General features: G+C 59.9%; 8 protein-coding genes. 7 read left to right on the forward strand and 1 reads right to left on the reverse strand.

The window, feature by feature from the left end; translation table 11 throughout:
* Positions 1-164 precede the first annotated feature (164 nt).
* From ACP7AJ_RS15655 to ccsA, 7 genes are all read left to right on the forward strand, one after another.
* A complete protein-coding gene (locus ACP7AJ_RS15655) occupies positions 165-3,467 on the forward strand; it encodes a hypothetical protein (RefSeq protein ID WP_426061149.1) in 3,303 nt (1,100 codons plus the stop codon).
* Between the two features lie 221 nt (positions 3,468-3,688).
* Positions 3,689-4,357, forward strand: a complete 669-nt coding sequence (locus ACP7AJ_RS15660; protein WP_426061196.1) for a heme exporter protein CcmB — start codon at positions 3,689-3,691, stop codon at positions 4,355-4,357.
* Positions 4,358-4,384: 27 nt separating this feature from the next.
* Entirely contained in the window at positions 4,385-5,140 is a 756-nt protein-coding gene (locus ACP7AJ_RS15665; RefSeq protein WP_426061150.1) for a cytochrome c biogenesis protein, read from the forward strand.
* Entirely contained in the window at positions 5,130-5,372 is a 243-nt protein-coding gene (locus ACP7AJ_RS15670; protein ID WP_426061151.1) for a CcmD family protein, read from the forward strand. Before ACP7AJ_RS15665 ends, ACP7AJ_RS15670 begins: the two co-directional genes overlap by 11 nt.
* A 91-nt stretch (positions 5,373-5,463) precedes the next feature.
* Positions 5,464-5,892, forward strand: coding sequence for a cytochrome c maturation protein CcmE (locus ACP7AJ_RS15675; protein ID WP_426061152.1), 429 nt, complete (start codon positions 5,464-5,466; stop codon positions 5,890-5,892).
* 18 nt (positions 5,893-5,910) lie between these two features.
* Positions 5,911-7,062, forward strand: a complete 1,152-nt coding sequence (locus ACP7AJ_RS15680; RefSeq protein ID WP_426061153.1) for a hypothetical protein — start codon at positions 5,911-5,913, stop codon at positions 7,060-7,062.
* A gap of 22 nt (positions 7,063-7,084) precedes the next feature.
* Positions 7,085-9,685, forward strand: coding sequence for a cytochrome c biogenesis protein CcsA (gene ccsA, locus ACP7AJ_RS15685; RefSeq protein ID WP_426061154.1), 2,601 nt, complete (start codon positions 7,085-7,087; stop codon positions 9,683-9,685).
* Between the two features lie 162 nt (positions 9,686-9,847).
* Here the strand turns inward: ccsA and ACP7AJ_RS15690 are convergent, their stop codons facing one another.
* A complete protein-coding gene (locus ACP7AJ_RS15690) occupies positions 9,848-13,501 on the reverse strand; it encodes a T9SS type A sorting domain-containing protein (RefSeq protein ID WP_426061155.1) in 3,654 nt (1,217 codons plus the stop codon).
* Positions 13,502-13,664 lie beyond the last annotated feature (163 nt).

A 13,664-nucleotide genomic window follows, 5' to 3' on the forward strand; every position in this document is an offset into this window, starting at 1 on the left:
GCCAGTTTACGAACTATCTGATGCGCTCAGGAACAAATTTGCTTTAATTGCCTTTACTTCAGCATGCCCGGACGATTCAGCAAGCGCGTGAGGCTCCGGTAGGAAACCCGAAAAAAACTAGCGCTTCAGCAGACTAACTCTCGTCTTTGCTCATTGCCTCTCCTATGACCATTCTACTATTCGCGAAGCGCACGCTGGGGGCTCTGGCGCTGCTGTGCCCGTTGCTTTTCACGCTGGGGGCGCACGCCCAGACAGCGCAGGAGCCGTTTGGTCGGGTACGCATTCAGCACAAGGAATTTCGGTGGCAGCAGCTGAGCACGCAGAACTTTAACATTATGTACTACGACGGCGGCGAGCCTAGCGCCCGCCGGGCGGCCGAGTATGCTGAGAAGGAGCTGCAGCGCATCACGGCGCTGATTGGGTACTACCCCTATTCCAAAACTACCCTGCTGTTCTACAACTCGGTGGGCGACCTGCGCCAGAGCAACATTGGCCTCTCGTCCACCCACCAGCAGATAAACGGTGGCGAAACCCCGCTAGCCCGCATGAGCAAGGTGCAAATCGCTTTCACGGGCCAGGAAACCGAGTTTAAGCGCGAGCTCAGCACCCAAATTACCGAGGTGCTCCTGAACGACATGATGTACGGCGGCTCGCTGAAAGAAGTGCTGCAAAGCAGCTACCTCCTGCAGCTGCCCAACTGGTTTATTGGCGGAGCAGCGGCCTACGCGGCCGAGGGCTGGAGCGTGGACATGGACGGTTTCATGCGTGACATGAGCAAGCAGCATCCCACTGGCAACCGCACTGCGCCCTTCTTTCTGCGCAGCTCGACGCTGGCTGGCCAGAGCATCTGGAACTATGTGGCCGAGCGCTACGGCTATACCACCATTCAGAACATTCTCAACCTGACGCGCATCACGCGCGACGTGGAAGTAGGCATCAGCTCTTCGCTTAATGTGCCGTACAAAGTATTTTTGAAGGATTGGCTTACTTACTACCGCGAGCTGAACGGCCAGCCCGTGGCTACGCTGGTAGAGCCGGACAGAAAATTCCGGCAGAGTGGCCGCAACCGCCACGCCGATGTGTTTTCGCAGCCCATCCTCAGCCCCAACGGGCAGCAGGTAGCTTACGCCCAAAACGAACAGGGCCGCTACCGCGTGATGGTGATGAACCGCGACGGCTCGCGCCGCCACATCGTCAGCCGCGGCGGGCACAAAACCCCCGACCAGCAGATTGAAACCCGCCTGCCCGTGTTGGCCTGGCGCGGCAACGGCCAGGTGGCCATGGCCGAAATGCGGCGCGGCGAAATGGCATTGCGCTTACGTGACGCCGATGGACACGGCATGCTGACCCGGGTGCGCGAGGCCATTCGCTTTTCGCGGCCGGCGTCCCTATTTGGCACTTACGACCAGGTGCTAAGCATGAGCTACTCGCCAGATGGCAAAGCCTTAGTGTATAGCGCTGTGCGTAATGGCCAGAACGATATCTACCTTCTCCGTGCCGGCAGCCGCAAGCCCGAGCAGCTCACCAACGACTTGTTCGACGATGTGCAACCCGTATTTCTGCCCGGCGGCCGCGGGCTCGTGTTTAGCTCCAACCGCTACCTCGACTCGGCGGGCCAGGCCCGGCCCGCTACGTTTCAGAACGTAGTAAACAACTACGACCTGTTTGTATACCACCTCGACGGCCGAGCCACGCCCGTGGAAACCCTGGTGAGCACCATCTCGAACGAAACCCGGCCCCGGGCTATTTCCGACGACGAGATTTTGTACCTGGGCGAAGAGAGCGGCGTGCGGGCCGTGTACCGCTATTCGCTGACGACCAAAGAGCGCACGCTGCTCACCAACTGGCTGCCCAACACGCAGGACTTCGACTACAATGCTCAAACGTCGGCGCTGGTGTTTGTGGCGCCGGCCCAGGCCCGCGACATTCTGTACGTATACCCTACTTACCCACTGCCCACGACGCTGCCCCTCACCAAAACAGCCCGCCAGCGAACCCTGGAAGACCGGTCGGCACCGCCTCGCGCTGCCGCGCCTAAGCCTGCTCCCAGACCGGCGCCCGCATCAACTTCCCCACTGGTGTCGAATGCCGCCGTGCCCACCGACTCCACCGCTGCGCCTACCACACCCGCCACGGCTGTTGCGCCCGTTGTTACGCCCAGCGAGCGCAGCAAGGCCAGCGAAACGGTGAATACCAGCGACTATCAGTTTGAGGAAGACGAACCCGCGCAGCCTTCCCAAACGAAGCGTCGACGCCTCACGCCCACTGCTGCCTCAGAAGCCGCCCAAGCCAAAGCCGACGGTCCCTCACTCACGGGTCCTTTCCGCTACGACACCCGCTTCATGGCCGACAACGTGTCCACGGCACTATTCGTTGACCCGCTCCTGGGCCTTGGCCTGCAGTTTCGGGCGGCCCTTACCGATGTATTGGAGAACCAACGCATTGACGCGAGCCTGTTTGGCTTGTTTGATTTGCGCACCAGCAACATTAGGGCCTCCTACACCAACCTGACCAAACGCTACGATTGGGGCGTGTCTTATCAGAAGCAGGCCTACTTTTTCGACTTGGAGAAGGACCGTTTCCGCTACGGCCGCCACGAAGTAGCGCCCACCATTGCCTACCCCCTCACGCACAACCTGAGCGTGCGCGGCGGCCCCCGCTACGTCAACATTTCCCGCACGCTGCTCGGCGATGTATCGACCGAAAGCGACCAGAACTTTAACTACCTCGGCTACCACGGCGAAGTCGTTTTTGATAACAGCCTTGCCACTGGCGTAAATATGGTGACCGGCTCGCGCATGAAAGCCAGCGTTCAGCAGCAGAAAAGCCTCGACGATGGCGGCTTGAACTTCGGCAAGTTTGTTGTCGACCTGCGGCACTACCAGAAAGTCAGCCGCTCCATTATATGGGCTAGCCGGGCCAGTTATGGGCAGTTTTTCGGCCCTAGGCCCCAGCTGTTCCGCCTGGGCGGCATGGACAACTGGCTGAATGCCGGCTACGAAGGCAGCCGCTTTCCAGAAAACTACTCGGCTCCCGACCAGATTTTCAACCAAGAGTTCGTTACCAACCTGCGGGGCTTCGACTACGGTGCCCGCAGCGGCCCGCGCTACCTGCTGTTCAATACCGAGCTGCGCATACCCATTGTGCAGTACTTTGCCCGCAGGCCCATCTACTCCGGCTTTTTCCGCAACCTGCAGCTCACCGGCTTTGCCGATGCGGGTACGGCGTACTCGGGCGCCAGTCCTTTTGGCGTCGACAACTCTGCCAATACAGAGCAGGTAATCCTCGGCGGCAACTTCTTCTCTGCTACCGTCATTAACTTCCGCAATCCCTTCTTGATTGGCTACGGGGTGGGAGCCCGCACCACGCTCCTAGGCTTCTACGGCAAGGCGGACGTAGCCTGGGGCCAGGAAGACTATGTAACCCGCGGCCCCAAGTTCTACTTCACGCTGGGCTACGACTTTTAAGTCCAGCTTTGGCCCTTACAAGCGCGCAAATGCTTTTAGCGCCACCGGATACTTCCGGTGGCGCTTTTTTTGGCTGCTGCCGAATCAATCTACGGTTCAGCTCGGCATTAGCCCTGATGACTTGGCTGGGCCTGGCATCCCACGCATCACTTATTCACTAACCGTTTCAGGCGGGTTCGGTCGTATCTTTGCGGCCCGAAACCACCCCCTTGCCTGTGCCCCTGCTTCGCGAAATCACCACCTTGTTAGCCAAAGACTTCCGCCTGGAATGGCGGCAGAAGTCGGCGCTGGGTGGGCTGCTTCTGTACGTGGGCAGCACGGTGTTTGTGTGCTTTCTGAGCTTTAGCCTGCGGGGCGGCCAGCCCCCGGCCCCGGCCTGGAATGCGCTGTTCTGGGTGATTCTGCTGTTCGCAGCCATCAATGCGGTGGCGAAGGGCTTCATGCAGGAAAGCCCCGGCCAGCGCCTCTACTACTATACGCTGGTGCGGCCCCAGGCCGTTATCCTGGCCAAGATGCTCTACAATGCCCTGCTGCTGGTGGCGGTGGCGCTCCTGGGCTTGTTTCTATACACGGTTTTTCTCGGCAATCTCATACAGGATGCGCCGCTGTTTTTGGCCAATCTGCTGCTGGGCGCCGTGGGGTTTGCCACTACCCTCACGCTGGTATCTGGTATTGCGGCCAAGGCCGGCGGCAACGGCGCCACCCTCATGGCCATTCTCGGCTTCCCGGTGATGGTGCCCATGCTGCTACTGCTTATTAAAGTGAGCAAAAATGCCCTCGACGGGCTCGACCGCAGCGTGAGCGACCAATCACTGCTTACGCTGCTGGCCCTGAACATGCTGGTTGGCGCGCTGTCCTATGTGTTGTTTCCTTATCTGTGGCGCGGCTAGCGCTGCACCCTGCGCATTGATTTCCTTATGAATAGTGCAAAAATTATTGGCAGTGTACTGGGAGTGCTCTTCACCGTGCTGGGCGTGTGGGGCGGCCAGCGCCTGATTGAGCAGCGCAGCTCGGGCTGGTTGTGGAAAACGGTGACGGCTGCTTTGCTCATCGGGGCTTCCGTGGCGGGCGTGCTGGTGAGCGTGCCACCTCTGCCGATTGTGAACGAAAGCATTCGCAATCTATTTTTCCACGTGCCCATGTGGTTTTCCATGCTCATGGTGCTCATGGTGTCGGTGTGGTACTCCATCCGGTACCTGCGCAATCCCTCGGAGCGGCTCGATGTGCTGGCCCATGAGTCGGCGAAGACGGGCATCGTGCTGGGCATGTTAGGGCTGGCCACGGGCAGCCTGTGGGCCCGGTTTACCTGGGGGGCCTGGTGGACGCCCGACCCGCGCCTGAATGGCGCGGCCGTGGCCATGCTCATCTACGGCGCCTACCTGGTATTGCGCGGTTCTTTCCGCGACGAACAGCAGCGGGCCCGGGTATCGGCCATCTACAACATCTTTGCTTTTGCGGCCGTGGTGCCGCTGCTCTTCATTCTGCCCCGCCTCAGTGGGCCGTCGTTGCACCCGGGCCAAACCGGCAACCCCGGTTTCAATCAATACGACCTCGACGACACCATGCGCAAGGTGTTTTACCCCGCCGTTATCGGCTGGATTTTGTTTGCCTTCTGGCTCACCCAGGTTAGCAGCCGCTTTGCTTTCCTGCAATTGAAACACGATGAAAATTAGTTCTTTCCAGCGCTTGGCTGGCTTCTTTCTGCTGCTCCTGCCCCTGTTGCTTTCCACCACGGGCGCCTTCGCCCAATCGGCCGCCGACCCCGAGATGGCCGACGCCCTCCGGGCCAATGGCAAAATCTACGTGGTGGTAGCGGTGGTCGGGCTGATTGTGGCCGGCCTGATACTCTACCTCATCACGCTCGACCGCAAAGTGAGCAAGCTGGAGCAACAAATAAAAAAATAACCGGGCACCCAACCCCTCAGCCTGCTGTTCTAATTCAGGAGCAAGCGCGATTCCGTCGCATCACCTCCTTCTCCCGACTACATTTTCCTTTATGAAGAAGTCGCACCTTTTTGTCATAGCCATCATTGCGGTGGCTGCCGCCATTATCCTCAGCACCACCGCCGACGCCAGCGTATACGTAGGCTTCGGTGAAGCCCGGCAGCGGGCCGCCGAGGGCAACTCCACCAAAGTGCACGTGGTGGGCAAGCTACTGCGCGACAGCCAGCAGCGCCCCATCGACCTGCAGTATGACCCCGTGGCTGACCCCAACTACTTTGCCTTCACCCTGGTCGACACCCTGCAGGTGGCCCAGCGCGTGGTATACAACAGCCCCAAACCCCAGGATTTTGACGCCTCCGAGCAAGTTGTGATTACCGGCAACATACGCGGTCAAGTATTTATGGCCGACAAAATCCTGCTGAAGTGCCCCAGCAAGTACGTGAAGAAGGACCTGGACGGAGCCACTGCTTCTGTTCAATAATCGTTGATAACCGCGCATTTGATAGGGCCCGAAGCTGCAGAAACGACATTTCGCTTCTGGCACTGCGCGCTGTTTCAACTGCTTTTGCTGCTGGCCTTCGCGCCCATGGCCGCGGCCCAGGTGGTTAACGATGACATTGAAAACCGTCGGGTACTGCGTCTCGAGGAGGTTGTTACCTCCAGCACCATGGGCTGCACCGTGCAGCGGGGCTGCGTTGATGAGCGCCTGACGGACAAATGCATCCAATATCACAACGACCAGTGGTTTGAGTTCACGCCGGCGGCTGCGGGCCGTTATTTCATCAACATCGGGGGCCAGAAATGCCGCGATGTGCGCGGGGTGCAGTTGGTTGTTCTCACCGGCCAGCCTTGCCAGCCGGCCACGTACCAGGTACTCAGCTGCACCTCGCTCGGCACACAGGACGATGTGTTTGTGACGCTGGATTCGCTACGTGCTGGCCGGCCTTATCTCCTCAATGTGGACGGCTACCTGAAAGACTTCTGCGAGTTTACCCTGCACGTGAGCGGGCGGGCCGTGGGCATGCCGGTCAGCTATTTCCCGCCCAGCCCCACCCGGGTGCTGCCCACCGCCAGCCGGGTTATTGAGCTGCGCTGGACGCTGCCCGATTCGTTGACTTCTACCCCTTCTTGCCGGATTATGCGGCGCGAAGTGCACGAGTACCGCAGCACTGAGGTGAGCCTCGTGCCCGTGCAACGCGACACCTACGGCCAAGCCGCAACCGAGTACGCGGCAACGGACACACTGCCTGGGCCGGGCGTGTATAACTACCAAGTGGTGACCGCCAAAGCCGATGCTGGCCCAGCGCCAGCCCGCCTCCGCCAGTGGTGGTATGCCTACGGCCCCAACGCCTCTATGCCCAGCGCTTCTTCGCCCCCCAACGCCGAAGTGATGGAGCTGCCCCTGGCCAAGTACCCGCGCAATTCCCGCTTGTCCGTCGTCATCACCAACCCTGTCAGCGGGCAGGTGTTGTTATCCCGGCAGCTGGTTAAGCAACCCACCAACCGCCGGCAGGGTCAGGTGCCGGTGCGCAAGTGGCAGCAGGCTGGCATAAAAAATATTGCCGTTGCAATCACTTGTCACCCGTTGCGTGGTCACTTTTTCACCGACCAGTTGTTATTAAGTCTGCCAGCTCCGGCTGCGGCGCGGTAAATTTGCCCGATATTCTGTACATATGAACTTATTAGTAGGAAACATTGGCCACCTAAGCGTCATCGTGGCGTTTGCGGCGGCGCTGGTGGCGGCTTACAGCTACTTCCAGGCCACGCGGGGCCGGGAGCTTGGCAACCATGACACCAACTGGCTGCGCATAGCCCGCGGCGCGTTTTTTGTGCACGGCGCGGCCGTGCTGACGGTGGTAGGCTGCTTGTTCAACATCATTCAGGCGCACCGCTACGAGTATTACTACGCCTGGAGCCACAGCTCCAACCACCTGCCGGTGGAATATATGATTTCCTGCTTCTGGGAAGGCCAGGAAGGCAGCTTCCTGCTCTGGATTTTCTGGCACGTGGTGTTGGGCTTCTTCATTATGCGCTTCAACCGCAAGTGGGAAGCCCCGGTCATGGCCATTTTCAGCGGCGTGCAGCTGTTCCTGGTGAGCATGATTCTCGGCGTAGTGTTGGGTGACGTGAAGATTGGCTCGTCGCCGTTCATCCTGCTTCGCGATTTCATGTCCGACCTGCCGGTGTTCAAGATGAACCCTGACTTTGTGCCCAAAGACGGCACCGGCCTCAACGCCTTGCTGCAGAACTACTGGATGGTGATTCACCCCCCCACGCTGTTCCTGGGCTTCGCCCTCACCCTGGTACCGTTTGCCTTCGCCATTGCCGGCCTCTGGAAAAAAGAGCTTACAGCCTGGGTTAAACCCGCTTTGCCCTGGACGCTAATTGGCGGCGGCGTGCTGGGCGTGGGCGTGGTAATGGGCGCCTACTGGGCCTACGAAACCCTGAACTTCGGCGGCTACTGGAACTGGGACCCAGTGGAAAACGCAGTGTACATCCCGTGGCTGGTGCTGGTGGCTTCGCTGCACGGCATGGTGCTGTGGCAGAAGCGCCGCACTGGCCTGCGCACCTCGTTTGCGCTGGTGGTAGCCACTTTTATTCTCATTCTCTACGCCACCTTCCTCACCCGGAGCGGCGTGCTGGGCAATGCCTCGGTGCACTCGTTCACCGACTTGGGCCTATCGGGGCAGCTGTTTATCTACTTGGCTTTCTTCGCCGTGCTGGCCATTGCTCTGCTGGTGTACCGCTGGAAAGAGATTCCAATTTCGGAGAAAGAGCTGACCCTCTACAACCCGGAGCTGTGGGTGTTTGTGGGTGCTACGGTGCTGTGTTTGGGCGCTTTCCAAGTGCTTTTCACCACCAGCATTCCTGTTTATAACTCCTTCATGGGCCTGATTGGTGTTAAAACCAACGTGGCCCTACCTGCCGACCAGATTGCCCACTACTCTAAAGCCCAACTCTGGATGGGCGTGTTTGTGGCCCTGCTTTCAGGTCTGGCCCAAATCATGTGGTGGCAGCGCAACGATAAAACCACGCTCGTGAACTCGCTCACGGCTCCCGTATTGCTCACCTTGCTGGGCACGGCCCTGGTAGTGCTGCTGGTGCGCTATAATGGCTTGAGCATTTCGCCGGCTTACGTGGTGCTCACCCTAGCTGGCTTGTTTGGCGTGCTGGCCAACTTTGGCACCATCTTCAACCTGTTGCGGCGCGGCATTAGCCTCTCGGGCGGGGCCGTGGCTCACCTGGGCATCGCGCTGATGCTGTTGGGTGTGCTGGCTTCGGCGGGCTACTCCAATATCATTTCCCGCAACGTGTCGGGCCTGCTCTACTCACGCGAGTTTGACGAAGAGCTGAACCGCGACAACGTGCTGCTGTGGCGCAACGAAACCACGACCATGCAGAAGTATGAGCTGACGTACACCGGCCAGTACTTCGACGTGCCCGGCGTGCCCGGCTACGTGGACAAGCAGTTCCTCTTCCGCACCGACGACGACTATAAGGCTCTAGCCCGCGCGCCCATCGTGGCCGATGGCAAAACCTACTACAAGACTGGCGACACCGTTGCCATCATGCCCGAAAACACGTACTACCGCATCACCTACAAGGATAAAGAGTCGGGCGAGCAGTTTGTGCTTTACCCCCGGGCCCAGGTAAACGATGAGATGGGCGGTGGTGGCCTGCTGGCATCGCCTGCCATCAAGAAGTTCTGGGGCCACGACATTTACTCGCACGTGAGCTCGGTGCTCGACCCCCGCAAGGAAAAGCAATGGAGCGAGGCGAAGGAGCACGTGCTGGCCGTGGGCGACACCATTTTCCTAAACGACTACTTTGCGGTATTCCGGGCCATTGAGCCGGCCCACGAAACCGCGGGCCTCAACCTGCAGAAGGGCGACCTTGCCCTGCAGGCCGACATGATTGTGCACGGCGAAAAGCGCCAGTACCACGTGCACCCGGTGTTTGTGGTGCGCAACCGCCTCGTGGGCCGCGTGCCCGACGAAGTGGATGACCTCGGCGTACGCTTGACTCTTAACAACATTGACCCCGTGGCTGGCAAGTTCACCTTTGGCGTGAGCACCACCCAAAAGGACTACGTCATCCTCAAGGCTATGGAAAAGCCCTTTATCAACCTGCTTTGGAGCGGCACGCTGCTCATGGCCTTGGGCTTCGGCCTGAGCGTGCGGCAGCGCGGCCGCAAGGGAGTCATTACTGAAGCGCCTGATGCCACCAGCACGGCAGCATCGGCCCGCAATGTGCGCCCGCAACCGGTGAGCTAACGCTTACCGCCCTGCTTTTAATAGCTAAAAAAGCCGCTTCAGTAATTACTGAAGCGGCTTTTTTATGTTGCGCGAAGGCAGCTGATGTGCCGAAGTGAGCGCAAAAAACAAACCGGGCCGCCCCATGGGCGGCCCGGTTGACTACAAACCAAAGCATCATGCTTACCTCACAATTGAAATCTGCTGCATGGTATACTCCTGGCCGTTGCGCACTTTCAGGTTGTAAATGCCGCTGGCCAGCGTCGACAAGTCCAGCTGATTGCGGAAGTTGTCTTTCGCTGCGCCCGTGTACACGCGCTGGCCTAGCATGTTGGTTACCTCCACATTCAAGGCCTGCCGGGCATTGGCCCCATGGACTTCCAAGTTGAACACGCCGGAAGCAGAGGGGTTGGGAAACACACTAACAGCGCGCCGTAGGGCCTCGGAAGTGGCCAGGGGGCTGGCCGAAATGGTGATGTCATCAACTGCCAGGAAGCCCTGGTCGCCGACGCTCATGGCGTGAAAGCCCACGTAGTAGGTACCCGCGGCGGGAGTGATATCAAGCACCACTGGCGTGCTCGCGTTGCTCGCGAGCACATAAGCCGCACTGTTGATGGCGCTGTTGGTAAACAGCGTAGTGGTCTGGCCCGCGGGTGTGGCCGAAGCTCCGTATTTCACTTCCAGGGCATTGGTGTAGGTATTGCCTGCCGAGGTAGCGGGGCCCCGGTAATAGAACGAGAGCCGGTAGCGCTGCGAGTTGGTGAGAACCAGGGCCGGGGTGTAGAACCAATCATTGGCCCCTACGGTGGGGTCGGCGCTGTTGAACACGTACACCATGGCGTTGGGAGCCGAACGGGCAATGCTGGCAGAGTTAGGCACGTTGCTCACCGCGCCCCGGGCCTGCCAAGTGAAGCCGTCGTTGTTGGCGTCGGTAACCGAAATACCGCAAGGCAGCGTCTGGCCCGAAGCTACCATATCAAAATTCTCGGAGTAGGGGAAAGCAGTGATGGTGGGCGTCGTACAAGCTGTGGTACCGCGTATGGGCCCGGCTAGCGCACTCTGGTCGGTAGCGCTGCAAATGGCCCGAATGTAGAAGTCGTACGTGGTACTGGCCGTGAGGCCGGTCAGGGTATACGTGGTGCCTGTGAAGGTTGGCGTAGTAGTGCTGGCTGCCCCGGGCGTGAACCCCTGCGGGCCGTACACAATCTGGTAGCCAGTGGCCCCCGCCACACCCGTGAAGGAAAACGATGCCGACGTAACGCCCGCATTCGTCAGGGCGAAGGCCGTGGGCACGAGGCAGGTAGCCGGCGCCGCAGTCACGGCTTCCAGCATGTAGCGGGCATTGTTAACGCCAGCATCAACTGGCGCACTTGGCGCCGTGATATTTACCGTGTAAAACAGGCCCGGACGAGCAGGCGTTTCGGCTTGGTAGGCCATCGGGAACACGGCATCGGCCTGCCCACCCACGGGCAGCACCTGCGCCAGCCCCACCAGGAAATCGCCCGCCGGCACGCTGGCCGATAGGTTAAATGTACGAAGCTGGCCCAGGTCGGCCGCCGTTAGCACGTAGTCGGGCGAGCGGGCCAATACGGCCCCGGTAGTGGCGTTCACGACCACCCCATACACGGTGGTGCTGCGCTGGCCGTTGCCGGCGTTGTGCACCAGGTTGTCGTCATCGCCAATCACAGCGCGCACCGCCGTCACGTCGCGCGGAGCGTTGACTGTGAACTTACCGCAGAAAGCCAGGGTGCGCGCCGTTGCGTTGGGAGTAAAGCCAAAGCTGCTGGTGGGCGGCACGCCGGGGACAATGAACGAGAACGTAGTGGCGCTGGTAGCCATGGCCTGGCTGGCCGAGTTGTTGCTGGCATTGTCGTCGGCAGGCACTGTCACGGTTATCGTGTTCGCGCCTACGTTTGGCAGGCTGATATTGGTGAAGCTCACAGCGGCGGTGGCCCCCACGGCCAGCGAGGGCACTGTTTGGGTTTGCGTTACGGTGTTGGCGCCCGTAATGCTCAGTGTCACCACCACGGGCGTGCTCACGGCAGCAGCCCCCGCGTTGCGCACCACCGCCCGCAGCGAAATGGGGTTGCCCACCGGCACCGCCACTGAACCATAAGCCTGAATCTCGTTGACGGCCACATCATTTGTGGCGGGCGCGGCCGTCACGGCTTCGAGCATGTAGCGGCTGGTGCCGCCAGCTGCATCAGAAGGCGGCCCGCCCGTGGGCGAAAACAAGTAGAAAGTGCCGGGCCGGGTGGGGTTTTCGTTTTGCACCCCCATGGGGTAAAACCGCTCGGTGGTGCCAGCCGGCGCTACTTGCACCATGCCCACTGCAAAATCGCCGGCCGGCACCGTCACCGGCGCCGACAGCGTGAAGGTATGAAGCGTATTTACCGCCGCTGCAGTAACCACAAAGTTGGGCGAGCGCCCCAGAATATTGCCGGTAGTAGGGTTCAGCACCACGGCGTACAGCGTTTCTCCAACCGTGCTTTTCTGGCTACCCGGTATGGCCACGGCATCGGAAATGAAAGCCCGCACGGCAGTCACCGAACGCGCCGTGCTGAGCGAAAACCTCGCAGCAAAGCCAAATTCTGAGCCTGGAGCAAACCCTACCCCACCAGTAGCGCCTATGTTGGGCGAGATGTAAGAGAAGGTGGTGGAGTTGACAACCTGGGCTTCCGACTGTGAGTTATTGGAGTTGTTGTTGTCGTTGCCCACAGACACCGTTACCGTGTTGGAACCCTGGTTAGTAGGGGTGTAAGAAGCAAACGTAACAGTGGCCGAGGCCCCAGCGGCCAGCGAGGCCACTGTTTGAGTGTTGGTGAAAGTGTTGGCGCCCGTCACGGTCAGCGTTGCGGCCACGTTGGTCAGGGCCGCCGTGCCGTTGTTGCTTATCACGGCCCGCACGGCGTGCGGGGCAGCGCCCGGCACCGCGAGCTGGTTGATGGTGTACAGCGCGGTCACCCCGGCATCGTTGGGCAGCGCGGGCACGAAGCGGTAGGTCCGCCCATTGTCAGGCGGCACGCTTTGGCGGAAGTTAAACGCCCCCGTGGCCCCGGCCGTAACCGGCCCGGCAGCAAATGCTATGGCCGCATCGCCCCAGGGGCTGGCCGAGCCTTTGGTGACCCGCAAAATCTGGTTGGCTCCGTTGCCGGAGCCTTTGATGCCCACCTGGGCATATTTAAAGTTGTTGTTGGCCGCTGGTGCAGGCGTAGCGGGGCCGTACACAAACTCCACCGTGCTGTTGGACTCGTAGAGGCGCACCTGAAACGAGAAGTTGGCATACTGGGTGGCCACGCTTGCGCCACTGGCCTCGGCAGGCTGGGCTTTATCAGCTACGTTTTTCCACTGAATGGTGCAAATGCGGTTGGGCGACGCCCCAGTAGTGGCCATGCGGTACTCGGCGGGGCTGCTGCCATTCAGCAGGTCGTAGTTGAAGGGAGCCAGCAGGTTCACGTCGGCAGCTGCCGTGCCCAGCAAGGCGCCGCCGCTGTTAAATTGTGCAAATGCCGTGTACAAGGCCGTGGTAGGGGCCGTCATGCCCGCCGCGGCCCCAAGTTTCAGAAACCCGTTTGTGTTGAGAATAAATCGGTCCATTGTCGCCCCGTTATAGGCGAAGTTGAAGCCAATGAGCTGTTCAGCTGAGTTGGCATCATCATTATTAGCAGTGGCAATGACGTTTCCTGTAGTCCCTAAGTCGGTGTAAGTACCAGTAACGTTTTGCGTATTTGCCAGGGGGTAGTTCAGCGCTTGTGCGTGGGCCCCGGTGGCAGCTCCTGTCAGGAGAGCTGCCAACGCCAAGTAGCGCCATACCGAGCCTTTGTACTTGTATCTCATAAGAAAAACCTGAAAAAGGGTGTGTACAAATTGAGGAAAGCGGCAACAAGAAAAGCCAAGCCTGAGCCGGGCTCTACCCATTAATTTTGAAGCTTCAAGTTGCTAATTTTTTGGCACAAAGAGCATGCCTTCGCCCATCTTACAGCAAGTTTCTTGCTATTCG

The sequence above is a fragment of the Hymenobacter sp. B1770 genome (assembly GCF_049896385.1).
Lineage (GTDB): Bacteria > Bacteroidota > Bacteroidia > Cytophagales > Hymenobacteraceae > Hymenobacter.